Here is a 25,126-nt window from a genome sequence, read left to right on the forward strand (position 1 = left end):
GACATTTACCATGAAGAAGGAGTGACTTTTCATGTCGATAATCGAAAAGGATCTTGGTTCAGGCCTCCCGCCTGCCTCTGGCGCGAACCTCTTAGAACGGCTCTTTAAGCTATCCGCACGAAACACCAATGTAAAGACAGAACTTCTTGCGGGCGTTACTTCGTTTATGACAATGAGTTATATTATCTTTGTCAACCCGATTATCTTAGCGGACGCAGGAATACCAAAAGAAGCCGCACTGGCTGCAACCATATACGCAAGTGTCTTCTGTACTCTTCTAATGGCACTGTGGGCAAATTTCCCTGTTGCGGTTGCCCCTGGCATGGGGCTGAATGCTTTTTTTGCTTATACAGTAGTCCTTGGTCAGGGACTTTCCTGGCAAACAGCCCTTGGAGCTGTATTTATATCGGGAATTGTGTTTTTAATTTTAACAGTTACAGGAGTCCGCCAAAAGATCGTAGATGGTGTCCCGGATGTTTTAAAGTCAGCTATAGGTGTTGGGATTGGATTATTCATTGCTTTTATTGGCTTAAAAAATGCAGAACTTGTGGTCGCAAATGAATCTACATTTGTCGGCTTAGGAAGCATAACAAGCCAAGGCCCGCTTCTTGCCCTTTTTGGATTAATTATTGCCGCCCTCCTCATGGCGAAAAAAGTAAAAGGCGCGCTGCTGATTAGCATATTGGGTACAAGTGCGCTGGCCATGATTGTTGGCTTTATTGCCTATCCAAAGGCCGTAAGTGATATCGTATCCCTAAGTCTTCCAAGCATGTCTGACACGTTTTTAGCTATGGATATTATGGGAGCAGTAAAATATGGCATCATCTCAGTCATTTTCTCCTTTACTATTGTAGAATTATTTGACAATTTAGCTACCCTCATCGGATTATCAAGAAAAGCTGGCCTCACTGATGAAAATGGAAAAATTGAAAATCTGGATCGTGCACTTCAGGCAGATGCAGTTGGCACGATGGCAAGTGCAGCCTTTGGAAGCACTGCCTTAAACGCATATGTGGAAAACGCAACCGGGATCTCGGAAGGCGGTCGCACTGGCTTAACTGCTTTAACTGTAGCTGTTTTATTTTTTCTGTCGCTCATTTTTGCTCCGCTCATTTATTTCATACCGTCTGTAGCCACAGCACCTATCCTTACCCTCGTTGGTGCCTTAATGCTCAGTGAAATAAAACATATAAGCTTCGATGACTTCACTGATGTCATACCTGTTTTTTTAACAATCGTTCTTATGCCTTTAACTTTCAGTATCGCCCAGGGGCTGGCATTCGGCTTTATCTCTTACACACTGCTTAAGCTTCTTACAGGCAAGCATCATCAAATTCACTGGATCATGTATTTTGTCAGTACAGCCTTTATCATTAATTTCATTATGGGCGGACATTAAAAAGATGTTTGTCATTTTCAAAAAAAGCGAGGAGTTTACATGAAGCTAACCATTGAAAATTTACGAAAAAGAATAGACGTGGCAGCCAAAAGGACTCCTGCCGATCTGGTTATTAAAAACGGGAAGGTAATAAATGTATTTACACACGAAATCATTGAGGAAGACATAGCCATTGCCGATGGAATCGTAGCTGGCTTAGGAAGCTATGAAGGGAAGGAAATCATTGATGCTGGGGGCACCTATATAGCCCCCGGGTTCATTGATGGGCATGTCCATATTGAGTCAGCGATGGTTACCCCTGCTGAATTCAGCAATGTTGTTCTCCCGCACGGAGTAACGACTGTCATTGCAGACCCTCACGAAATAGCCAATGTCAGCGGAACAATAGGCATTGATTTCATGCTGGAATCTTCAGAAGAGATCCCGCTTGATGTATTTTTTATGCTTCCATCCTGTGTGCCTGCAACTCCATTTGAAAATGCCGGCGCTTCTCTCAGTTACAAGGATCTTGAAAAATATTACGGTCACCCGAGAGTGCTCGGTCTTGGTGAAGTAATGGATTACCCTGCTGTTATGAACAATGATGCAGAAATGCTAAAAAAACTGGAAGACGCTCATAGCAAAGGAAAATGTATCGATGGGCATGCAGCAGGACTTAATGCAGATGAAATTAATATATACATGGCCGCCGGGATTAGAACGGACCATGAATGCATAAACCCTGAAGAAGCGCTGGACCGAATGCGCAAAGGGATGTATGTTATGCTGAGGGAAGGATCGGCGGCCAGGGACTTATTAGCACTTCTCAAATCTGTCAGCGAACATAACGCACGGCGCTGTTTATTTGTAACGGATGACAAGCATCTGGATGACCTGATCAATGAAGGCAGCATTGACCATAATGTCAGAATGGCCATTAAGGAAGGGATGGATCCTATTCTTGCCGTCCAAATCGCTACGCTTAATGCAGCAGAATGCTTCGGCCTGAAAAATAAAGGGGCTATTGCTCCCGGTTATGAAGCCGACCTGATATTTCTTAGTGATCTTAGGAATGTAAAGGTTGAGAAAGTAATGAAAAGCGGAATACTTGCTGCAGAAAACGGGGTCATTAAGGATCCAGTTCCTGAGAGCCTCGAACCTGTAACTGCCATTTTGGACAGTGTCAAAATCGGCAGCCTAAACGGTGAGGATTTAAGCATAAGAATGGGAACTGGGAATGCCAATATTATTGGCATTATACCAAACAGCATTGTGACCAGGCACCTGGTGGAAAAGGCCGATTCACTTAATGGCTATTTCCAGCCTAATTCTGATAAAGATTATTTAAAATTGGCTGTGGTGGAGCGGCATCACCTCACTGGAAGCATCGGGCTTGGCATAATTAAGGGGCTGGGGATTACAAGAGGAGGGATTGCCTCAACGGTTGCCCACGATTCCCATAATATTGTGGCAGCAGGAACCTCTGATGAAGATTTACTGGCGGCAATTAAGCATACGGCAGCAATGAAAGGCGGCCTGGCTGTTGTCCAGGATGGAAAAATCCTTGCGGAACTCCCCCTGCCTATTGCAGGGCTCATGAGTGATCGGGATTCTTCATTTATTTACGGACGTTTGTCTGAGTTGAATCATGCACTTAGAACAGTCGGATGCAGCATGGAATTCAACCCGTTTTTGACGCTTTCATTTTTAGCGCTTCCAGTAATACCTGAGCTCAAGTTAACTGATAGAGGATTATTTTCCGTCAGCTCCTTTAGCCACATTAATGCAGAATCATAGAAAAGCGGAAGCCGCCCGCCTATAAAGGAACCCAGACTTAAAGCGCTACGTCCTCCCAAAAGCTACCGCTTTCGGTCGTGCGATGTATCGCTGCCGTAGCTTTCCTTGTCCTGTGGCAGCGTCTGCATGACCCGCATCCTCCCAAAAGCTGCCGCTTTTGGTCGTGCGAAGATTACGCTGACGAAGCCTTCCTTGTCCTGCGGGCCTCAAGCATAAGACGAGCCGGCTAAATGGCTGTACTTAAACCATTTGGACGGATTGATAGAAATGTTGAGGCGACTGTCCAGGGACGACAAGCATAAGGCGGTTTTTCCTTCTGGAAGGGAACGGCTTATGACCTAGAGTCCCTAGGAGTCGAAACTAGACACGCTTAGACCCGAGACCCGCTGGCGCATGGAGCTAGTCAATTATCTAACTTCAGAATTTATACATTCTTATATTTTAAAATAAGGCCGGGGTTTTCTCCAGCCTTATTTCATTTCTTAGTGACTTCCTTATTATCTAATGTTAATGCTGCCCAAGCTGTTTCATCTGCAAAGTACCTGCTCCAGCTTGCCACACCGGCCAAATTATATTTCTTTGCCAATTCAGTCCGTTTGGTTAATGATAGTTCATCTTCAAGCCACACTTTATATGTGATTTTATCTTTTTCTGAAAAATGCTCAGCATAATTTTGCCCGCTTTCCGGATCATATACTGGAGTAACGTTATTCTGACTGAGCCACTCTTTTACTTTGCTCATAGAAAGTGCTTTAGAAGAAACATCCCCGTTTGATTTTTGTTCCCACAGTCTTGTATATAAAGGCACTCCCAATATTAATTTTTCATTAGGAACAATCTCCAGCAGATGTTTCAGGTTTTCTTCAACCCACGGCAGGCTCGCTACGCTTCCTGCAACCTGCGAGCTTCCCCAATGTTCATCATAAGCCATGACAACCAAATAATCTGCTATCCCGGCAAGTTTATCCCTTTCATAAAAAGCCGACCAATTACCGCTCGATGAAATGAATGTGATATCCATAGACACAACTAAACCTGCTTCATGAAAGTACGGAGTGGCTTCCCTCACAAACTGTGTTATTAATGGCCCATCCTCCGGATTAACATTTTCAATGTCCAGATTCACCCCATTTAATTCATACATTTGACTGAAATGCATAAGCTGCCGAATCATATTCTTCCTTGATTCAAAAGAACCAAATGCTTCATGTGTTAAATCAGGGTCAAATGCATTTGAAAACAAGCCCCATATTTGGTATCCCTGTTTTCTTGCCCACATTGAATATTCTTTCGATCCCAGGTTTTTGATGGAACCTTTTCCGTCCGCAAGCTCAAACCATGTTGGAGAAATGACATTAATACCCGGCATCTTCGGTATTTTTGAAGTATTAGGGTTCTTTGTATATACCGCTTCCCAGGTCAGCTGTATAGGACCTTCCAGTTCCGGCACTGTATACGCAGATTCTTCAAGGGAAATAGCAATTTGTTTGTTCTCACCCTTTTTTATGTATTGTTTCTTCAAATAACCAGCTGTACCGTCTTCTTTTCTAATAAAATAGTAGTCTCCTTTTTCTTGTTCTACTAAAACTTCTTCATTTGGAGATACTGAAGCCGTGTACGGAGATTCCAGACTGTCTTTCGTCCTCAGCCGAAGCAATTCTTCATGAATATCTTTTTCCTTCACCTTGCCGGAAACCATTGACTCTCCATCTTTGTGAACCCATATTGCACCTGTATCAGAGAGAATTGAATAAGTAATAGGATAGAAAGCCAAAAGCGGCTCGATAGCCAAATATCTGTCTTTTCCTATCTGTTTAGCAGCTGTAAAATCCAGTTTCATAGGCTTATCATTCACATAATAGCTCAAAGATTCCAATGGCATCTGCACTACTTTATTTTTTGTGGCGATAATGATGGATTGTGAGTGTTCATCAAGAATAATGCCTTCATCGACAAATTCCTGCAAAAACGTTAATGGCAGGTAGATCGATTCACCTTCTATATAAGCATTGCCCGCCTGTTTGCCCATAAACAATATCGGATGTTCTCCTTTAAAGTAAGACACCTTTTCCTTTGAAGCAAAAGGATATAAAATCATGAAAATGCTTGAAATTATCAGTGTAAAAGCAAACAAAAGCCCCGCAAAGATAAGTTTTTTAACGGCAGGCTTTTGTGGACTTGTTTCAATTTTATACATTCCTTTTCCTCCCTTAATTCCATCGTATCGAAATAAACAGAAAATGGGAAGAAAATTTAGAATACCTACAACTTATTTCCACCCCTCCTATATTAACGGAATGAAAACAGGAAAGGTTTCAGGTTTTTATCAATATGTTGTAAAGTGAGTAAGATTCTGCAATCTGTAAGTAATATATTTTACCAAAGGCATTTTTTCATTGGAAGGATAGTTTTTCGTATAAATTGCACCGTTATTATTCCAAAGCTTATTAAAGTAGCTGTCGACATCCTTCATAACCTGGGATTGGTCAGGAGCGCTGATTTTTAAATTTGTCTCCAGGTTTAAATCATCCAGATTTCTCTTTGTAAAATTGGCTGAGCCAGCAATGATCATACTATTTTCTTTGCCGGTTACATACATGATTTTCGAATGGTATTGCTCAAATCCCGTATTGTACCATCTGATTTTTATGTTTTCGTGGCCTAATTTGTCTAATTCAGCAGCGACAGGTATATTCGGAAGCCCAATTTTCTCAGAGCCGAAAGCATTCTGATTTGGATCCAGGATCATTTTTACTTTCACTCCCCGATCAGCTGCCTTTTTTAGAGAATCAACCACTTTCCGGTCAGCAAGATAGAACATGCCGAGCCAGATGGTTTCACCTTTGCCGGATTTATTGATTTCTTTAATAATGTGTTTATAGATTTTCCCTTCAGTCAGCACCTGGGCCTTTACAGTCCCAGTTTTTTTGCTGTCTTCAGGCTTAAAATCTGTCAGTTTGCCTGATGCTGAATAATCGACCACCGCCTGCTCGGTTTTAACGAGATCAGCCAGGATTGGCCCTTTTACTTCAAACGCGATATTAGAATGATACCCACTGGCATTGTGGGGATTTCCGGATGTTACAATCCCTGTTTTCTCCGTTACAAAAACCTTCCGGTGATTTGCTTTAATATTCATGAGATCGAGATATGACCGAAATGTCACTTCAGGAGCATTTTCTGCGAGCGGATTGGGAAGCCAGCCATTGCCTCCCTGTCCAAACCACTGTATAAATACACGCCAAAATGCCGAATAAATTGGATTAGAATCTCTCAAAGGGACTAATGAAGTATAAACTACATTTATTCCATTCTCCTTCAGCTTCTTGAATTCGGGTACATCATGTGATCCATATGTGCTGTTAATCCGATCTGTGATCACTGTAATATCCATATTGGGGTGGCTCTGTTTTTGTTCGATGAGCTTATCAGTTATTTTACCGCTAATATCCGGATAATCTTTATCCCCATCAGTAAAACCATTGAATAAAAACATATCCATCACGATAAAATCCTCCGCCTCACCAATGGCTTCTAATATCCGCTTAAAGATCTGATGATCGCTTTCTCTTCTGCCGTTACCTTTTTCAAAATTCAAATCGTATAAAAACTTAATATCTTCTACAGTGTAAACTTCGCCTTCGAAAGAAAGGCCTTTTGGCAATGGTTTATTGGACTGATAGATAATAGTTGCTGCCAATACCAGCACAAGGCTCAAAATGGGTATCCATACCGTTTTTCTATTTAACTTTCCCAGAACCTTTTTCACCAGGACTCCCCCTACCCGCTAGACTGCGATAACTATATATAGACCATTTTTGACTATTGTAAACTCATCTATACGCCTTCACTCAATATAAAAGACGAAGGCCTGCGCCTTCGCCTTTAAAGATATATATTTTAACCTACAAGCTTTACAAGCATATGAGATAGATTATGCTTTTCTTCTTCAGTTCCTACCTTCCACAATTCCTGCAGAAGCTTTTCTTCCCTGTTTCTTGGATCTTCTTTGGAAGCCAGATAATCGCCTACCTTTTGAGCTGTGTTCGCGAGCTGTTCCTCATCCATGCCCATTTTCTGGCCCAGGGAGACCTTTCCGCTTAAATATTCTTTAAAACCGTCAAAGCTTGATAGAATTTCATCTTTCTTTTCGCTTCCCATATTACTGAGTTTTTCCTCTACATTGCCTGCTTGTCCATTTACGTTATTCATATTCTGTTCCATGCTTGAATCTCTCCTTTATATGGATTTGATTGCTGTGACAGTCTACTAATACCCGCTGTTAATCATGTCAAACACAAGCCAGAGAGTTTGAAAAACCTCCCTGAAATAAATTGGACAACTTTTTATTTGCACATGGTATGCAGGTTTGCTCACATGGTACAATATACTAACATAGAAAGTATGAAGGAGAGTTTTTATGATTTATGGAATTATCATTATTTTAGCTTACTTACTGGGCTCCATTCCTTCTGGTTTAATAGTAGGAAAACTTTTTTATGGAGTGGATATCCGTGAGCATGGCAGCGGAAATTTAGGCGGAACTAATACTTTCCGGACCCTTGGTGTTAAGGCCGGCATGATTGTGACCATAGCTGATATCTTAAAAGGCACCCTTGCTGCATCCCTGCCCTTTTTCTTTGGATCGGACATGCATCATCTTGCTGCAGGAGTTTTTGCAGTTATTGGGCACATGTATCCGCTGTTTGCCGGCTTTCGCGGTGGTAAAGCAGTCGCTACATCGGGGGGAGTGCTGTTAGCCTATGTTCCCTTAATGTTTCTTATCATATTGGGTGTTTTCTTTCTAAGCCTTTACATAACCAAGTACGTGTCCTTGTCCTCTATTCTGGCAGCACTGGCATCCATCATTTACGCACTAATTATATGGGACATTCCACTAATTATAGTAGTATCTATACTTGGCATCTTTGTTATTTACAGACATAGGGAAAATATTAAACGAATCAGGGACAAAACCGAGCCCAAAATAAAATGGCTTGGCTGAAAACCAGCCAGCCTGCAATGCAGCAGACTAGATCTGCTGTATTTTTTTGTCTAATTTTCTAATTCTTAAATTATTTTCTGATATTTCAGTCTAGTTTATTTGAATAAAGTGTTAAAGGAATATTATACTGATTACATAGGCCTAGAAACATAATACTATAAAGCCTATATAACAATTTTTATACATAAAGAAACATAAATTGATATCTTTCGCCATACATTAGTTTAGGCTAAAATTTCAGCCAAAAACGTTAAAGTTAGGATGAAGAAATAAATGGATAAAACTCAAGGTCTGCTGGAAAATGTTTCCTTCCCATACTTTTTCATTGATCATAACCTAAGAATACTCACTTCATCATTAATAAGTGCTGAAGGAGTGTTTACTGAATTTTTGGCAACAGAAGATATTAGCAGATTCAACAATCTATTAAAGAAAAATGAATCTGGCATTTTTAAACTTAAAATAGGTAATAGCATTCTTCCATATAGAATTCATCTAGAAAAAAGTGATGCTGCGCACTATCATCTTTTTTGTTTTCCCCTCTCTTCAGAAGATGAGGAATTAAGAAAGATGGCGGAGCACATGCAAAAAAGGCTGCACCGCGTTAATTACCAATTAAGAGAAAAAAAGAAACACTTAAATAAAGCAGTGAAAGAGAATAAAGAAACTGTTTTGATATCTGACTATTCAGCTGATGCTGGACAGTTAGCGGGGATTGCACATGAGATCCGGAATCCGCTAACAACTGTAAAAGGATTTTTACAGCTTTTGAAGCCTTATTTATTAGAAATCGGAAAAGAACAGTACGCTGAGATTGCAATTGAAGAAATTAATCGGGCAAATGATATAATATATGAATTCTTAAATGCATCAAAACCTCCTCAAAACAAAAGAACGGAAATAGAAGTCAACAGATTAGTTAAGGAAATGAAAATATTCTTCGAAAGCGAGGCGCATATTAGAAATATTAACCTTTCTGTATGCCTTTGCCCTAATAATCCCATTTTCTATGGTGATGTGAAGCAGATAAAGCAGGTCCTCATCAATATTATTAGAAATGCAATGGAAGCATGTGAAAGCATTCCTGCTCCAGAAGGAAAAATAGATCTTAAAGCAAAAGCCCTTAACCAAAAAGTATCCATCACCATCCAAGATAATGGATTGGGAATGTCAGAAAAAACAATAAGCAAATTGTTCGTCCCATTCTATACAACAAAAGAAAAAGGAACCGGCATCGGTCTATCCATATGCCAAAAAATAATTGAAGAGCATGATGGCAAGATAAATGTCCATTCGAAAATGTCACAGGGCACTGTCTTTGAAATTGAATTTCCGATGATTATCAACTGAAGTTATTAATTATTATTTTGTAAACAGTTATCAATGGAAATCAGATTATGACATTTAAAATAAAAAAATAGCAGAAAAATGATGAAAATTGAAAAAATTCATATTAAAATTAGACTATTAATATATCTTTATACTCTATATTAAGGGGATAATTTTTATGAAATTCAGTAATGCCTTCTTACTATCCACAGTCATCTGTACAATGTTAATTATTTGTTCGGCTTTATTCATCTATCAATTGCACACAGAGAATAAAGCGGAGGCAGCTGAAGCAAAACCTGCTCAATTGCATATGGAAAACAGAGAAACCACCGCGGTTAATAAAATGCTTATAGAGAAGGCGACATTGGGAGCAATTGGCGACATCCTTATTCATGACAGGGTATATAATGTTGCACAAACAAAAACAGGCTATGATTTCAAACCAATGTTTGAACATGCAAAAACGCTATTAAAAACGCCCGACATCCTGCTTGCCAATCAAGAAACTATTTTGGGAGGTCCGGAAATAGGAATTTCCAGTTACCCCATGTTCAACAGCCCTCAGGAAGTGGGAGACGCCCTCATTGAGGCTGGTGTTGACATAGTTTCAACTGCCAATAACCATTCACTCGATAAGGGAGAAAAAGGATTGAAAACATCCCTGGATTATTTGGATCAGATAGGATTGCCGCATGTGGGAACAAACAGAACACCCAGCGAACAGCAAACCTTGAAGGTAATAAACAAAAACGGAATTAAAGTTGCTTATCTTTCTTACACATATGGTACAAACGGAATTCCCGTTCCGGCAGGAAAAGATTATCTCGTTAACCTCATTGATAGAACAGCAATGAAAGAGGAAATTAACCGGGCAAAAGATGAAGCTGACGTAGTTGTTATGAGTATGCATTGGGGAAATGAATACCAGCTTCAGCCCACAGAGGAACAAAAGGAACTGGCAGAGGTCCTCGCAAATGATGGTGTGGATATTATTTTCGGACACCATCCACATGTACTGCAGCCAATGGAATGGATTGACAGGAAAGACGGACGGAAATCTCTTGTTGTATACTCTCTAGGCAATTTTTTATCCGGCCAGATTAATGATTACAAGGACATAGGCGGTATTGCAACTGTGGAGATTACGAAATATATTGATCAAAACGGGGTCGATATTGAACTTTCCAATCCGGGGTTCATCCCGACATACGTAAGTAATAAACAGCCAAAATATCGGGTAGTACCATTGAAGGATGCTGGCGGCTATGGCCTTCCCAATGCAGAGTCGAAATACAGCGAAATTATGGCACATATGCTCGATCATGTTCAATAAAGCGCTTTTTGGCGCTTTTTTTGTGTAAAAAATGGTAAAATATTTTGTAGGCAAAGGAGGTCTGATCATGAAAACCGCTTATGTTAATAAGTCTTTTCCTTATTTGCAATTATGTATATTCACAGCTGCAATATTGCTTTTTCAATACAAACTTTTTGCTTTCGCTTTCATACTTTGTTTTGGGCTTATCATTTTTTTACTATTCACTTCAGAGCAGGAACGTGTTTTTCCCTGGATCATTGCAGGGTATTTAACAGGCAGTCTACTGTTTCTTTACGGCGATAAAATGCTAGATGCACTGTCTTTTCAACACTCCATTTTAATGATTTTCAATCGGATTCTACTGTTGATCCCTATCCTTCTTCTTGTTTATATCTCAAAAAAATTTAACAAAACTGCCATTCCTTTTTGGCGGAAGCCGGATTGGAATTCCCAAATATTTTTTCCATTCATATGGAGCGGCTTCCATTCATTAAAAATAAAACATTTTCTTGTGGTTGCTATCATGATTAATTTTGCTTCATTTGCGTATTCAATTTTTTTAGCTGAAAACTCCTTAACCAGGGACTTTATCATTTTCCTGATTGGTTTCTCCATCATTAATGGAATGATGGAAGAGCTCTTATGGAGAGGAATCATCTTATCCAGAATGTCGGAGCTTTCAGGAGAAAAGACAGCTGTCCTTTTTTCTGGGCTGGCGTTCGGTTTTTCCCATATAATGCTAGGCTACTCTTTTATCTCATGTCTGCTGTTTGCTTTTGGCGGAGTTTTTTATGCCGCCATTACAGTAAAATCCCGAAGCATTTTTCCGGCTGTCATATGGCATATTGCCATGAATGTATTTATGATTCTAAGCGGATTCATCCCTTTTCCAGGTTAAAAGCAGGACTTCTGACAGCAGCAAGTCCTTTTTATGTATAGGATTAAAGTAGCTTAATAAGCATAGCTGGATACACATCCTACTTTGCCAAATTATTAATGTCCTCCTCCAAATACCAGCTCCTGAAGAAAAACCATGCCAACAGAAAGCAGACCCAAAACTGCCATCAGGGGGACGAAAAGATTTTTGCTTTTATGAAAGATAAATGTAAGGGCAAAATACAATAGAGCTGATACAGTTAAAAAAATCCCTGATTCAGTTAATTTTTTAGTACCATCCGTTTGAATGAACACCTGGAGGGCTATGCCTGTAAACAGAGCGGCACCTAAGATATTAAAAAAACGAAATGAATTCATCTAATCACCCCATCAATTCATTTTATGAAAACATTATATTCGCGCATAAAGAAAAACTAGCCTATAATATGACTATCACCCAGGAGGAGGAATTTCAAATGAACATACATATTGAAGATCAGGCTGCCCAATGGTATCAGGAGGAAATGCTCTTGAATAAGGGTGACTTCGTCCGCTTTTTTGCAAGATATGGCGGGTGCAGTACTGTCCAGCAGGGATTTTCATTAGGAGTCTCTAATGAACACCCACATAACGCAGGAGTCCAGACTGAAAAAAACGGAATTACTTATTTTATTGAAGAAAAGGACTTATGGTACTTTGATAATCATGATTTATTGGTGACATTTAATGAGAAAGCACAGGAACCTGAATTCAAATATAACAATGGGTAAAAGAAGCAGATCCGGCCTGCTTCTTTTTTCATTTCAGCCTTTCCAGCTGCTCCCAAAGCTTTTCCTTTTCAAGGATTTCTTTCTGCCTGGCACCAATCAAATCATAGTGCGAGTACCCATCATTCCGATAATCAATCCACTCAGGCTTTAGGCCATGTGTTTCTCCCCATTCTATCAATTTCTTCAGATCCGAACATCCGACCTTTGTGACCGTTTTACAGCCTGGGAAACGATCATCTATCCAATAATGGGTTAAAAAAGCAATTTCTCCACGATCAATTTTCATCTTCCATTCCTGAAGATCTTTTCTGCGAAGACCGAATGCCATATATTTTCTCCATCCTTTAAGCAGCAGGCAAAATTATTTGACAGCACTCTCAGGCTGCTTTTTAGCTTCTTCATATGCTTCATGCCAATCAGGATATTTCTTTTTAATTGATATCGGCCGGAAATTATCCTTTTTGACGCAAACATGCTTGGACAAGCCTGTTACTGCAAGGTCTCCTTCATCATTGTATATTTCATATCCATAGCTGACGCGGAACCCGTCATACTCTTCAATCCACGTTTTTATCGTCGCGGTTTGACCGTAGCGCAATGGTTTCTTGTAGGAAGCCAGGATATCCAGAACAGGCGAAATGATGCCATCCTTCTCCATTTCAGCATAACTGAATCCAAGGTCTTTTATGATCTGTGTCCGGCCAAGCTCCATCCAAACCAGATAATTGGCGTGATACACGACTCCCATTTGATCTGTTTCTGCATACCTTACTTCTATTTCTTTTGTTGAAATGAGCATACCTATTCCCCTTTGCTTATCTTATTTAAAGCGATTTCGAAATCTTCTTTTTCCAAAATGCTAACCTGCTCAATATCCTCATCAATTGCTGATACAATTCTCATTGCCTGTGCCTGAATCGCCTCATCCGCAAGGTTGGCGGCAAAACGTCCGTTCCCATTTATTTCGATCTTTGATAAAGTGCGGTTAAGGTAGTCCCTCGCTTCTTCCGTAGGCGTATATTCATATTGTCCAGCATACGAAATGATTATTTCCAAGAGCTCTGCCGTTGAATAATCCTTAAAATGAAAGAACTTTTTAAATCGGGACTTTAACCCGGGATTGCTTGACAATAGCTTCTCCATTTCATTTGGATAGCCTGCTAAAACAACGACAAGATTTTCGTTATGTTTTGTCATTTCATCCACTAATGTATCGATGACTTCTTTTCCGAAATCTCCTGATGTCTGGGAAAGAAGTGAATAGGCCTCATCGATGAATAGGACGCCACCTAATGCCTCTCTTATCTTTTTCTTTGTTTTGATGGCGGTTTGGCCTACATAGCCAGCTACAAAATCCGCACGGCTCGCAACCATCAAATGTCCTCGTTTAAGAAATCCGCATTCCTCCAGCAATTCTGCATAAATCTTGGCTACAGTCGTTTTCCCTGTCCCCGGATTACCGGTAAATACTGAATGCAGCTGGATAGGGACTACAGGTAGCCCTCTTTCACGGCGCAGCTGCTGCATCTTAACAAATGACACTAAGTTTTGAACTTCTGTTTTGACTGTTTCAAGTCCGATTAACTGGGCAAGCTGCTCTTGAGGATTCATTACCTTTTCTTCTTCTTCACTTTCAAAATCTTCTTTTTCCAGGAGTGTATATGACATGATGTTTTCGTTCATTTTAGCTTGGGAGCCTTTTCTAAAAATGGCATCAAGAACAATGTTTCTGACTGTCCTGGCATTTCCGAACGTATCATCAACCCGCTCTTTTTCAATTCGTTTGCCCAGTTCCTGCTTTGCTCCTTCCGTCAGGACATAATCATTATCCGCAGACAGCTTTTCAGCAATCTGGAGAAGCTCCACATTAGAATAATCAGGCAGTGCAATAAAATTTGACTCTGGAAAACGGCTCCGAAGGCCAGGATTGCTGTCCAGAAATTGTCTCATCTCTTCTGGATAACCGGCCATGATAACCGCAAACTTCCCCCCATATTCAGTCCCGGTCATCAGCGATACAAGAGTATCAATGGCTGTTTGTCCATAATCGCTGCCTGTCTGTCCCTCACGCTTTAAGCTGTACGCCTCATCAATGAACAGCACCCCACCGATTGCCTTTTCAACTGCCGCCCTGACATTTTCCTCTGTTTGCCCGACAAATCCGCCAACCAGCTGTGACCGATCTGCTTCAATCACTTCTTCCCGCGGCAATACACCCAGGCTATGATAAATCTTTGCTAAAAGCCGGGCAATAGTTGTTTTGCCTGTACCTGGATTGCCAGTTAGTATCATATTGAGGCTAAGTTCATCTTTCGTTTGAAAACCAAGTGACTTACGTTCGTTTTGATATTTTAAAAAACGGTAAAAGTCATGAACTCTGCTTTTGACCGAGTGCAGGCCAACCATTTCATTAAGTTCATCCAAGGGATCTTTTGATAAATCAGATTCTTCTTCCTCCGCATCAAATATCTCTTTCCATTCACCTTTAAGTCTGTTAATGGCATTCAAGTGCTTTTTCATATCGGTGTAGTAGGTTGAAGTATGAAAAACACCGGATATAGATTGCTCATATTCTTCAGATGCTTTTAAAAGAAAAGCTGTTTCTTCAATAGCTTTTTCAAGTATTTCAGTCAGCTTCCGGTATTGCACATCCTCATAGGCATGCTGCTTTTTCTGCAGATCTTCTAACTCATCATCTGATTTGTTGATAAAGCTTCTGCAAATTTCTATAAATTGCTCAGCTGTCTTCTTTTTTGCTGCCCTGTTATCGGTCTCCCGAATCGGCGGGAAAGTCAGGGTTTCAAGAAGATTGCTTTTATTTTTCCATTCCGATTTTCCCAATTGGGCAGCCGCCATACTATTGCCATTGTCCAGTTCAACAGCTTTTTGCAGCCATGCACTGGCAAGAGTATCATCTGTATACCTGCTTAACCGTGAAATAGCGGCAATGGTCAGTAATTCCGAAAGCAGTCCGGGATCTGCCTTTTCATTGATGTTTTTAATAACATTAAGCAATTCTGCTTCATTTTGTATGTATCCGTATTGATCAAGCTCATTTTTCCAATGATATGCCTGACCCTCTGCCGGTTTTGCCTGTCTTTTCTGCTGTGTCATCGATTATCACTTCTTCTTCTTAGTTTCCACAACTTATCTTACCATATTTCTGTAATTATCTATAAGGATGAGCTTCTTATCATGATCTTCCAGCAGAAAAAGACCTAATCACACTGGATCAGGTCTTTATAGGATGCTAATAATTATTGTTCAACGTCATTGCCGTTCTGCTGTGCCTGATATTCGTCCTTTATTTCTGAACGGAATGAAGCAAGGCTTTCCCTGCGGCGTTCATTTTTTGCTTCAATCCTTGCAAGATCTTCTGCATTTGCATACTTCATTGATTCTTCAGCTTCGTCCATATTCTCGATAGTATGAACGATCATGGATTGAAGCTTTTCAACGTTATCGCTGCGGTCATCTGGATTTGGTCTGTTATGTGCCATGGTTTGTTCCTCCCTTTATTAGGTGATGGTACAAAATTAGTTTGTGAAAGAACAAGAAAAATATTGGCGGTAATGTGTGGGCAGCTTGCCTGTGGTATGCCTGAATTTTGAAACAAAAAACCTGCCGAAAATGAAACGGCAGGTTAATTACAATTATTCGCCTTTAGTTTGAATTACTTGTGCATGCTGTCCGGATTTGTCCTGCATTTTTTTGCCTTTGTTGCCGCCAAATCCGCGTGATTGTGTACCTATATGGTTCGGAGCAAAATGATTAGGGTGTCTTTTTTGATTACTCATTGATATCCCTCCTCATTTTAAGTATGGTCAAATGCAGAGAGTTTCATGAATGGCAAGTAATTCTATTCGGCCTTATTAAGACGTTTAAGCTCGAGGCGTTCTTCGATTTTTTCCATTGCATCTTGGTCTTTAAGAAGCTGGCGTTTATTTTCTGAAACTAATTCAGCAAAGGAGCGTTTTCTAGGCTTTCTCATAAATCTTTCACCTTCCTTTAATACCATTGTAACAGTCATTATCTCCAGAAACTCTTTAAATTATTACAACTTTTCGAAAATTTAATCCGCATATATCCACAATACGTGAAAAAAGTACATAAGGTTCGATTTTATTGGTAAAATATTCATAAAAATCACTCTTCTAATTTCATTTCCTTTTTTATAGCGGTGTAAACCTATACATAAAAAACATCTGCTCTTTGCAGATGTTTTTACATTTCATCTATATACTGATTCATAATCTCCAGGGACATTGCACTTAAGTATTTATTCCGGATAATTCCTTCTTCATCAATAAAAAAAGTGGTAGGAATCGTCATTATCTGATAGGCATTAGATACTTTTTCATCTACATCAAGCAGTATGGGAAAATTCACGTGCATTTCTTCCGCAAAACCGGCAACATCAGATTGTGGATCAATGTTCACTGCTAAGATAGCAACTTGATTTCCCTTTTGAGTATAGAATTTTTGGATGTCAGGCATTTCAGCTTTACATGGAGGACACCATGTTGCCCAAAAGTTAAGCATAACTTTCTTTCCTTTATAATCTGAGAGCTTTACTGTTTCCCCCTGAAGGTTTTTCAATTCAAAATCTGGGGCTTTCAAGCCAATTCCTAAACCAGTCTGATTAACGGGATGACTCTCGACTTCATCTTTTTCAACTGCCTGCACTACAAATATTGCAGTAGTAATTATTAATAACACAGCTGCTGCAAATAATTTTTTGAACATGCTGTTTTCCCTCCCGGCTATTAAAACCTTTTTGCTTCCTTGATTGTATTTTAACCTAGAAAAGCAAAATTAATAAGGTTCTGAACAGCCAATAAGACAGCATAAATGTGACAGATCCGTAAACAATTCCATACATCCATTTTTTGAACGGATATTTGTATTTCTTAATTTCCATTACTATATAGATAAGTGCCAATAAAGTCCCTAAAATGGCTCCTTTCCTTCCACCTGAGAAATATAAAATCCCTATAGGGCTGCTTAGAATATTTTCGGTTTGAAAGAGAATTGAACTAAACTTATAAGTGAAAAAGCCAAAGAGCATTGAATTGAGCATGACATTCAGAAAGATTTTTTTATATTCCTTTTGGTCTCTTAATACATTTGCAATAGTAAAATAAGCAACGATACCTGATAGCAGGACTAAAACCCATTCATACTTTACTATTAAAGGTCCAATCAAAAAAGCATCCAATGTCAACCCCCCAAAGTTAATATACATTTAAGATACCTAAGCCCGTATATTTTGTAAATAAAAAACCGCTATGTGAACGAGCACATAGCGGTTTTTTAAATTAATTTGCCAATTTATCACGAAGAACCATTTGCAGGATTCCGCCGTGACGGTAGTAATCAATTTCAACTTCAGAGTCGAAACGAACAAGAGCTTCAAAAGTAGTCTGATTGCCGTTTTCATCTGTAGCTGTAACCTTAACAAAGTCACGCGGTCTAACATTTTCGTCGATTTGAACATCGATCGTTTCTTTACCTGACAAGCCAAGAGTTTCTGCACTTTCGCCTGCCTTGAACTGAAGCGGCAGAACACCCATTAGAACAAGGTTGGAGCGGTGGATACGCTCATAGCTTTCAGCAATAACTGTTTTAATTCCAAGCAAGTTCGTACCTTTTGCAGCCCAGTCACGGGAAGATCCCATTCCATAGTCTTTGCCGGCAAGAACTACTAAGCCAGTTCCATCTTCCTTGTATTTCATGCAAGCATCATAGATGGAAGTTACTTCGCCAGTTGGCCAGTATGTTGTGAAGCCGCCTTCTGTACCTGGTGCGATCTGGTTGCGGATACGGATGTTTGCAAATGTACCGCGCATCATAACTTCATGGTTACCGCGGCGGGATCCATAAGAGTTAAAGTCGCGTGGTTCAACACCGTTCTCGCGAAGGTATTTTCCTGCTGGTGTATCCTTGCCGATCGCACCTGCCGGAGAAATATGGTCAGTTGTGACAGAATCACCGAACTTGCCAACAACACGCAATCCTGATAAAGGTTTAACTTCATCAGCATTAGGAGTTAAGCCTTCAAAGAACGGAGGATTCTGGATATATGTTGAATTATCATCAAATGAATATAACGGCTCATTGCTTGTCTGGATTTGGTTCCAGCGGGCATTGTCATCAAATACATGCGCATATTCTTTACGGAACAATTCAGGTGTAACAGTCTGTTTAACCACTTCATTAACTTCAGCAGTAGATGGCCAAATGTCGTTAAAGAAGACATCGTTGCCATTCTTGTCTTTTCCGATTGGCTCGTTTTGAAGATCGATATCGACTGTTCCAGCTAGTGCATAAGCGACTACTAATGGCGGAGAAGCCAGGTAGTTAGCTTTTACAAGCGGATGGATACGCCCTTCAAAGTTACGGTTACCGGAAAGAACAGATGTTACAAGAAGATCGCTTTCAGCTACAGCCTTTTCGATTTCTTCTCTTAATGGGCCTGAGTTACCGATACATGTTGTACAGCCATACCCTACAAGGTTGAATCCAAGCTGTTCCATGTATGGAAGAAGTCCTGAATCACGCAGGTATCCAGTAACAACCTTAGATCCAGGAGCCAAGGAAGTTTTTACGAACTTAGGAACTTCCATTCCAAGTTCAACTGCCTTTTTCGCCACTAAACCTGCACCAACTAAAACATAAGGGTTTGAAGTATTTGTACAGCTAGTGATTGCCGCAATGGCAACAGCACCCGTTTTCATCTTGGTTGAATCGCCATTTGCAAACTCAACAGTGATTTCTTTGTCGATTTCTTTCTTATCCAAACCGAATCCCTGGTTGCCTTGAGGAGCTGTGATAGCGTCATTGAATTCCTTTTTCATAGCTGAAAGCGGAATTAAGTCCTGTGGACGCTTAGGACCTGAAAGGTTCGCTTCGATTTCGGCAAGATTGATTTCAACTACATTCGTATATACTGGCTCTAGAGCTGGATCAAAGAACATTCCATTTTCTTTGCAGTATTTTTCCACAATTTTGATTTGCTCTTCTGGACGTCCAGTCAGGCGCATGTAATCCAGAGCTTCCGCATCAACAGGGAAGAATCCGCAAGTAGCTCCGTATTCTGGTGCCATGTTAGCAATTGTAGCACGGTCAGCCAATGGAAGCTGTGTAACACCAGGACCGAAGAATTCTACAAACTTGCCAACCACTCCCTGGCTGCGCAGTACCTGGGTTACCTTTAATGCAAGGTCAGTAGCAGTTGTTCCGTTAGGAAGCTCGCCAGTAAGCTTAACCCCTACAACTTCAGGAACAGGGAAATATGAAGGCTGTCCCAGCATACCTGCTTCAGCTTCAATACCTCCTACACCCCATCCAAGAACGCCGATACCGTTGATCATGGTTGTATGGGAGTCAGTACCTACAAGAGTGTCAGGGAAAGTTTCAAAATCACCTTCCGTTGTTTCAAGAGCATGAACAACATTCGCAAGGAACTCAAGGTTTACCTGGTGAACAATACCTGTTGCAGGCGGAACTGCACGATAGTTGTCAAATGCCTTTTGTGCCCAGCTTAAGAACTGGTAGCGCTCAGCATTGCGCTCGAATTCAAGCTCCATGTTGGCTTCAAGAGAATCAGGTGTACCATACTTATCTACCTGTACAGAGTGGTCGATAACTAGATCAACCGGCTTCTCAGGATTGATTTTGTCAGGGTCCCCACCCATGTCAGCCATTGCCTTACGCAATGAAGCCAGGTCAACTACTGCCGGAACTCCAGTGAAGTCCTGCAGAATTACACGTGATGGTTTGAAAGGAACATCTACTTCTTTTACTTCAGAAGTTCCCCATTTTGCAAGGTTTTCAACATGCTCTTTTGTAATTACACGGCCGTCATATTGACGAAGTACTGATTCCAATAATACCTTAATAGAATAAGGCAATTTGGAAACATTACCTACTCCAGCTTCTTCCAGAGCGCCTAAATGATAGTAATGATAGCGCTTCCCGTCCAGATCAAAGGATTTGCGGGAATTGAACACATCATTCTTTGCCAAATGTATTACCCCCTCTTTCAATAAACATCATATACCAAGTGTTAGGTAATTGTCGAAAAGTTTGAATTTTCATCCATCCTTACTTTTCTCACAATTCCTATATTAATACAACCTGTTATATAAGTAAATAACAAGAAAGTTATTGTTTTTGATAAGTTTTTCTTATCACAAATTCTTATTTACTACAATTAGCCTTTTAAACGCCCTAATTGATAGCGTTTTTCAATTAGAGGATAAAACCCGTTCTAGCTTGGTTATTATACTGATAAAACGAAAAAGAGAAATCTCTTGTCTAAAAAACAACATAAATTGACATCATTCACGGAAAAATAATAATACGGAGGTGATTCGCTATGGCTAAAAGAAAGGCTAATCATATTATAGAGGGTATGAATGATGCAAAAGGGCAGGGCATGGGCACCGGATACAATGAGGAATTTGCCAATGAACCCCTAACAGAAGCGCAAAAGCAAAATAATAAAAAGAGGAAGAAGAATCAGTAAATAAGGAAAGCGGAAACGCCTTGCCCAACTCAGGACACCTCGAGAAGGCAGGCTCTTTGCGAGACCAAAATGTTGTATCTGATTTTAAATTAAATTACCCGGCTGGTCGCAGCCGGGTTTTTAGGAAAAAATTTTATTCCCTTCAATTCATAACATTCTAGTATTGGTTCACATCATCAACCATGGATCGCAAGTCCTGCTGGAATCTCTCCAATTGTGCCCGCTGATGATCGGATGCAACCTCAAGTGCATTTTCAATTTGAGCGTACGCTTCATTTACCTCCTGCTTAAGATGTTTAAGCTGATGGCCGTAACTGGCAGAATCTTTTACAATTTCAGCATAAAGCTCCTGTGCATCTTCCATTCCCTGCTGCGCTGCCTGAAATGCCTGCTGTTTATCTTTATGATATGGCATGCTTTTTCACTCCTAATAAAATTTGTACCATTAAATTGCGCAATAGAACCATAAAATATTCCGCCAAATCACTCAGGTGGAAATCTTGAATTTCAGCCACAATTTGCAAGGCAATTTTCCATGGAAAAGAGCCACACTAACACATGAGAGGAAGATGAGTTTCACCTTCTATCTTGGTTACCCAGAGCCTTAAGACGGCAGCACAGTATGGACGCTGCCTGGAGCGGAAGTCAGCATCCTATATTATGAGGAGGGCATCAAAAAATGAATAAAAACAACGGCAAAGACATGCGAAAAAATGCACCCAAAGGGCATAATAACGATGGACAGCCTGAACCTTTAAGCGGCTCAAAAAAAGTGAAAAACCGGAACCATACCAGACAAAAACATAATTCCCACCATGATATGTAAAGTTTAATCAAAAAGCAGCTGCCTTAAAATCAGGCAGCTGCAAGAATTAAATAGCAGTTAATGCTTTTATAATGATGTCCTCTTCATTTACAGTTACTGCCCGCAGGTCAATCAGTACTTCTTCTTTATGTATCCTCACTATTATGGAAGGAGTACAATTAATTCTTAACTGTCGGCCAATATGTTCCGGTGAGTAACGCCAGTGCTTTAAAACGGCAACCCAGGAAGGCAGTTCAACATCAGGCATTGTTCCTCCCCCAACTTGCCCTGTGCTTTTTCTCATAGAGCATTCATAATCCTTCGCAGCTGCTTGTAATCTGTGAAGAAATTGTGCAGTTCTCGTTTCGAGTTCCTCACTTGTCGTCATTACATCATGGACTACCGGAATATTTTTCAGCCCCTCTTCCCCTTTTAAGTAATCAATAAGCGTGCCTTCGAGCGCTGCAATTGTCATTTTATCAACTCGAAGTACCCGGGCAAGCTGGTGTTTCTTCAGTTTTTCGATTAAGTCCTTTCTCCCGGCAATAATGCCTGCCTGCGGGCCGCCTAAAAGCTTGTCCCCGCTAAAAGAAACGATATCTGCCCCCATTTTTATCACATCACTTACGGCTGGCTCATTACCGATTCCTTTGCTTTTAAAATCAAATAGTGCACCGCTGCCCAAATCTTCATAGAATATGATATTTTTTTCTTTAGATAGCTGGGCTAGTTCGTCAGTTCCAACTTCTTTGGTAAAACCTATTATTTTAAAATTGCTCGTATGTACCTTCATAATCATGGCTGTATCTTCATTGATCACTTGTTTATAATCTTCTAAGTGGGTTTTATTCGTTGTTCCCACTTCAACAAGCTTTGCACCGCTCTCTTCCATTATGCTTGATACCCTGAAGGAGCCTCCGATTTCAACAAGCTGACCGCGGGAAACTATTACTTCTTTTTCTTCTGCAAGAGCTTTTAGGATGATATAAACGGCAGCAGCATTATTGTTAACTGCCATCGCTGCTTCTGCTCCTGTCAGTTCTTTGACCAGGCTTTCCAGGTGACTATGCCTGGATCCCCGGGCTCCTTCGCCCAGGTTATATTCCAAATTGGAATAGTTCATGGCAATTTCAAGCATATGTTCAGCTGCTGATTTGCTTAAACGCGCTCGGCCAAGATTAGTGTGAAGTATAGTGCCAGTGGCATTGATAACCCTTTTAAGAGTGTATCCATACCGAACATTGATTACCTCTTCTGCTTTTTTAAATATATCTTCCGTAAATTTTTCCGTACCAGGCTCCTCGCCCGTCCAATTCCCGTCAAGAATGTTATTCCTGATTTCAGAAATTACCTCTTTTAAAATATTTGTTGTATGTATAAAGTCAAGTCCATACTGTTTCATTAAATGGGTAAAACGCCGGTCTTTTTGCAGTTCATGAACCGGTAAAATATTTCTGACTGTACTTTTCATTAAGATCCCTCCAGCACTTGCCTGATTATTATATCATTTTTCACTATTTTGCATGAAATGAATACTATAGATTGAAACAAGGGGGTTTTGAAATTGAACAAAAAGGAAGATTTCCATCCGTTTAATTTGGATGAATTGGAAAAATGGATGGAGGATTATTATCTGGACCCGCTGTCATCGTATTTGGATCAAATTACTTTTCGCATCGACTTATATGATACGGAAGCGGAAATTATTGTTGAGGCGCTCTTAACAGGATGCGTTTCAAAAGATGTAACCGTTTCCTTAAAGGAAAACACGGTGATCATTAAAGCGGTTAAAATAGATGAAACTGACCCGATTCGCTGCGGCCAGCCATGTATGCGGAAAGTTAAGCTGCCTTTTTCAGTTATTAAAAACAGGGTAAGTGCAAATTTTTCCAATGAGATATTAGAGATTTTTATAAATAAAAAGGAAGCTGGGCCAGGATGCGATAGGGATATCAGCATCAATTGAAAACTGAGATAGAGGTAGCCTTTCTGCCCTTTGTTTACATATAGTGAAACTTCAATCAGTGGGGTTTTATCCCCCACTGATTGTTAGTTGAACCAATCGGGCCTTTACGGACAGTTTGACCCCCACTTATTCTCCATGATTCCTCTGAGTCTTGAAGTGGGAGTCTCACTGCCCGTTAGACTGCGATAAAATGTTATGGATCAGTAAAAAACCTCCTCCCTGGGGAGAAGGTTTGGCAGGTTATCCCTGCATCTTATCAATAATTTCTTTGGTTTTAGGAAAGATGCCAGTATCGAGCTTAGAATAAAGCTTTTCTCCATTTACTGTCACTTCAAAAGCTCCGCCTTTACTTGGAACCAGTTCCATTTTTGAAATATCAGAGCGAAAATGTGTAAAAAGTTCTTCCGCGAAACTCGCGGCTTTTGGTGCGTAGTTTCACATCATGCAAAATTCAACAGTTACTTCATATGCCATATTTAAACCCCCGTGTGTAATTTGCTAAAATGTAAATATAATGACATTTTAGTATAACTATTTCATTACTGCAAATTGATTTGTTTTTCCTTCTTAATTGCTAAAAAAGAAAAAATTTATGGAGTGATCTTATGGATGCAGAGAAATACTTAAAACGCATTGCAGTATCGGCTGAACGTAATCTTGATCTTGAATATCTGAAAGAACTTCAGAGCAGCCATATGCACAAAATTCCTTTTGAAAACTTGGATGTAACAAGAAAAATTCCTATTATGCTTGACACAGATGCGTTTTTTGAAAAAATTCTTGAAAGAAGCCAGGGAGGCTTTTGTTATGAATTAAACGGTCTATTTCAACATCTGCTGTCAGAACTGGGATTTCAATCCCACTTGATTTCCTGCACCGTCAAAAAGCCGGATGGATGGGTCAGAGAAGATTCCCATGCAGCCATACTGGTTTTATTAAACCAAATTCCTTATTTGGTGGACGTAGGATTTGGTGATTCCGTCAGGCAGCCTTTACCTTTAACGGGTGAGGAAAAAACAGATGTAAGCGGAACTTACCGGATAAGAGAGTCCGGTGAAGGAATTTATGATCTTCAAAGACTTGAGGATGGTAAATGGAGAATTCTTTACCGTTTTTCTGATAAGCCAAGGCAGCTGAATGACTTTCATGATGCATGTTTTTTCAATCAGACTTCTCCTGAATCCCATTTTACACATGGCGACCTGGCCACTATTGCGACAAAGAATGGCCGTGTTACACTCTCAGGATTGACTGTCACTAAGTCTGAAGCGGGCACAAAAGAAAAATATGAAATAACCGAGGAGGAAAAAAGGGAATTCCTCCGCAAGCAATTCAATATAAAACTATAAAAG

The 25,126-nt window shown here is 40.1% G+C and carries 27 protein-coding genes; 11 read left to right on the forward strand and 16 right to left on the reverse strand.

Annotated elements, in window-relative coordinates; all coding sequences use genetic code 11:
- The first annotated feature begins 31 nt into the window (after positions 1-31).
- Positions 32-1,399, forward strand: a complete 1,368-nt coding sequence (locus tag MKY20_RS18370) for an NCS2 family permease (protein ID WP_341002305.1) — start codon at positions 32-34, stop codon at positions 1,397-1,399.
- A gap of 39 nt (positions 1,400-1,438) precedes the next feature.
- Positions 1,439-3,175, forward strand: coding sequence for an adenine deaminase (gene ade, locus MKY20_RS18375; RefSeq protein ID WP_192908564.1), 1,737 nt, complete (start codon positions 1,439-1,441; stop codon positions 3,173-3,175).
- Positions 3,176-3,650: 475 nt separating this feature from the next.
- On the opposite strand, the gene MKY20_RS18380 is transcribed toward ade, so the two are convergent.
- The 3 genes from MKY20_RS18380 to MKY20_RS18390 form a co-directional block, all read right to left on the reverse strand.
- Positions 3,651-5,372, reverse strand: coding sequence for a glycosyl hydrolase family 18 protein (locus tag MKY20_RS18380; protein WP_256814598.1), 1,722 nt, complete (start codon positions 5,370-5,372; stop codon positions 3,651-3,653).
- 129 nt (positions 5,373-5,501) lie between these two features.
- Positions 5,502-6,944, reverse strand: coding sequence for a phospholipase D family protein (locus tag MKY20_RS18385; protein WP_009334706.1), 1,443 nt, complete (start codon positions 6,942-6,944; stop codon positions 5,502-5,504).
- A gap of 131 nt (positions 6,945-7,075) precedes the next feature.
- On the reverse strand, positions 7,076-7,399 hold the full coding sequence (locus tag MKY20_RS18390; RefSeq protein WP_341002312.1) for a DUF3243 domain-containing protein: 324 nt from the start codon (positions 7,397-7,399) through the stop codon (positions 7,076-7,078).
- Positions 7,400-7,595: 196 nt separating this feature from the next.
- Here MKY20_RS18390 and plsY point away from each other — a divergent pair, with 196 nt between their 5' ends.
- From plsY to MKY20_RS18410, 4 genes are all read left to right on the forward strand, one after another.
- Positions 7,596-8,180: a glycerol-3-phosphate 1-O-acyltransferase PlsY gene (plsY, locus tag MKY20_RS18395; protein WP_009334708.1), complete on the forward strand. Its 585-nt coding sequence runs from the start codon at positions 7,596-7,598 to the stop codon at positions 8,178-8,180.
- 273 nt (positions 8,181-8,453) lie between these two features.
- The gene (locus tag MKY20_RS18400) at positions 8,454-9,530 is read left to right on the forward strand and encodes a sensor histidine kinase (protein WP_071159003.1); all 1,077 of its coding nucleotides are present in this window, start codon (positions 8,454-8,456) and stop codon (positions 9,528-9,530) included.
- Positions 9,531-9,687: 157 nt separating this feature from the next.
- Positions 9,688-10,845 (forward strand): CapA family protein, encoded by a 1,158-nt coding sequence (locus MKY20_RS18405; RefSeq protein ID WP_251175525.1) that lies wholly within the window; start codon positions 9,688-9,690, stop codon positions 10,843-10,845.
- A gap of 67 nt (positions 10,846-10,912) precedes the next feature.
- Entirely contained in the window at positions 10,913-11,725 is an 813-nt protein-coding gene (locus MKY20_RS18410; protein WP_071159001.1) for a CPBP family intramembrane glutamic endopeptidase, read from the forward strand.
- A 95-nt stretch (positions 11,726-11,820) separates the two neighbouring features.
- On the opposite strand, the gene MKY20_RS18415 is transcribed toward MKY20_RS18410, so the two are convergent.
- Complete coding sequence (locus MKY20_RS18415) at positions 11,821-12,081, reverse strand: hypothetical protein (protein ID WP_071158999.1); 261 nt, start codon at positions 12,079-12,081, stop codon at positions 11,821-11,823.
- Positions 12,082-12,179: 98 nt separating this feature from the next.
- On the opposite strand from MKY20_RS18415, the gene MKY20_RS18420 reads away from it, so the two are divergent.
- Positions 12,180-12,473, forward strand: a complete 294-nt coding sequence (locus MKY20_RS18420; protein WP_009334713.1) for a HesB/YadR/YfhF family protein — start codon at positions 12,180-12,182, stop codon at positions 12,471-12,473.
- Between the two features lie 28 nt (positions 12,474-12,501).
- On the opposite strand, the gene MKY20_RS18425 is transcribed toward MKY20_RS18420, so the two are convergent.
- The 9 genes from MKY20_RS18425 to acnA all read right to left on the reverse strand — a co-directional run bounded on the left by MKY20_RS18425 (position 12,502) and on the right by acnA (position 20,500).
- Positions 12,502-12,801, reverse strand: a complete 300-nt coding sequence (locus MKY20_RS18425) for a hypothetical protein (RefSeq protein ID WP_009334714.1) — start codon at positions 12,799-12,801, stop codon at positions 12,502-12,504.
- 33 nt (positions 12,802-12,834) lie between these two features.
- Complete coding sequence (locus tag MKY20_RS18430; RefSeq protein ID WP_009334715.1) at positions 12,835-13,272, reverse strand: acyl-CoA thioesterase; 438 nt, start codon at positions 13,270-13,272, stop codon at positions 12,835-12,837.
- A gap of 2 nt (positions 13,273-13,274) precedes the next feature.
- A complete protein-coding gene (locus tag MKY20_RS18435; RefSeq protein ID WP_341002317.1) occupies positions 13,275-15,587 on the reverse strand; it encodes an AAA family ATPase in 2,313 nt (770 codons plus the stop codon).
- A gap of 143 nt (positions 15,588-15,730) precedes the next feature.
- Positions 15,731-15,973, reverse strand: a complete 243-nt coding sequence (gene tlp / locus MKY20_RS18440) for a small acid-soluble spore protein Tlp (protein WP_251266505.1) — start codon at positions 15,971-15,973, stop codon at positions 15,731-15,733.
- 153 nt (positions 15,974-16,126) lie between these two features.
- A complete protein-coding gene (locus MKY20_RS18445) occupies positions 16,127-16,270 on the reverse strand; it encodes an acid-soluble spore protein N (RefSeq protein WP_009334718.1) in 144 nt (47 codons plus the stop codon).
- A 62-nt stretch (positions 16,271-16,332) separates the two neighbouring features.
- Entirely contained in the window at positions 16,333-16,464 is a 132-nt protein-coding gene (locus MKY20_RS18450; protein ID WP_026041570.1) for an FbpB family small basic protein, read from the reverse strand.
- Between the two features lie 233 nt (positions 16,465-16,697).
- On the reverse strand, positions 16,698-17,219 hold the full coding sequence (locus MKY20_RS18455) for a peroxiredoxin family protein (protein ID WP_009334720.1): 522 nt from the start codon (positions 17,217-17,219) through the stop codon (positions 16,698-16,700).
- Between the two features lie 55 nt (positions 17,220-17,274).
- Positions 17,275-17,691 carry a hypothetical protein gene (locus tag MKY20_RS18460; protein WP_019380002.1) on the reverse strand — a complete coding sequence of 139 codons (417 nt, stop codon included), beginning with the start codon at positions 17,689-17,691 and terminating at the stop codon, positions 17,275-17,277.
- Positions 17,692-17,791: 100 nt separating this feature from the next.
- Positions 17,792-20,500, reverse strand: a complete 2,709-nt coding sequence (gene acnA, locus MKY20_RS18465) for an aconitate hydratase AcnA (protein WP_009334722.1) — start codon at positions 20,498-20,500, stop codon at positions 17,792-17,794.
- A 353-nt stretch (positions 20,501-20,853) separates the two neighbouring features.
- Between acnA and sspO the strand changes: the two genes are divergently transcribed.
- Positions 20,854-21,003, forward strand: a complete 150-nt coding sequence (gene sspO, locus MKY20_RS18470) for a small acid-soluble spore protein O (RefSeq protein WP_009334723.1) — start codon at positions 20,854-20,856, stop codon at positions 21,001-21,003.
- Between the two features lie 157 nt (positions 21,004-21,160).
- Here sspO and MKY20_RS18475 read toward each other — a convergent pair whose 3' ends face one another.
- Positions 21,161-21,418: a hypothetical protein gene (locus MKY20_RS18475; RefSeq protein ID WP_009334724.1), complete on the reverse strand. Its 258-nt coding sequence runs from the start codon at positions 21,416-21,418 to the stop codon at positions 21,161-21,163.
- 264 nt (positions 21,419-21,682) lie between these two features.
- On the opposite strand from MKY20_RS18475, the gene MKY20_RS18480 reads away from it, so the two are divergent.
- Positions 21,683-21,829, forward strand: a complete 147-nt coding sequence (locus MKY20_RS18480) for a small acid-soluble spore protein P (RefSeq protein WP_009334725.1) — start codon at positions 21,683-21,685, stop codon at positions 21,827-21,829.
- 46 nt (positions 21,830-21,875) lie between these two features.
- On the opposite strand, the gene selA is transcribed toward MKY20_RS18480, so the two are convergent.
- Positions 21,876-23,279 carry an L-seryl-tRNA(Sec) selenium transferase gene (selA, locus tag MKY20_RS18485; RefSeq protein ID WP_341002331.1) on the reverse strand — a complete coding sequence of 468 codons (1,404 nt, stop codon included), beginning with the start codon at positions 23,277-23,279 and terminating at the stop codon, positions 21,876-21,878.
- Positions 23,280-23,372: 93 nt separating this feature from the next.
- On the opposite strand from selA, the gene MKY20_RS18490 reads away from it, so the two are divergent.
- Positions 23,373-23,774, forward strand: coding sequence for an Hsp20/alpha crystallin family protein (locus MKY20_RS18490; RefSeq protein WP_009334727.1), 402 nt, complete (start codon positions 23,373-23,375; stop codon positions 23,772-23,774).
- Between the two features lie 240 nt (positions 23,775-24,014).
- Here the strand turns inward: MKY20_RS18490 and MKY20_RS18495 are convergent, their stop codons facing one another.
- Positions 24,015-24,248, reverse strand: a complete 234-nt coding sequence (locus tag MKY20_RS18495) for an Rdx family protein (protein WP_341002335.1) — start codon at positions 24,246-24,248, stop codon at positions 24,015-24,017.
- A 131-nt stretch (positions 24,249-24,379) separates the two neighbouring features.
- Here MKY20_RS18495 and MKY20_RS18500 point away from each other — a divergent pair, with 131 nt between their 5' ends.
- Positions 24,380-25,123: an arylamine N-acetyltransferase family protein gene (locus MKY20_RS18500; protein WP_341002337.1), complete on the forward strand. Its 744-nt coding sequence runs from the start codon at positions 24,380-24,382 to the stop codon at positions 25,121-25,123.
- Positions 25,124-25,126 lie beyond the last annotated feature (3 nt).

The organism is Cytobacillus sp. FSL W8-0315 (assembly GCF_038002905.1).
GTDB classification, from domain to species: Bacteria; Bacillota; Bacilli; order Bacillales; family Cytobacillaceae; genus Cytobacillus; species Cytobacillus pseudoceanisediminis.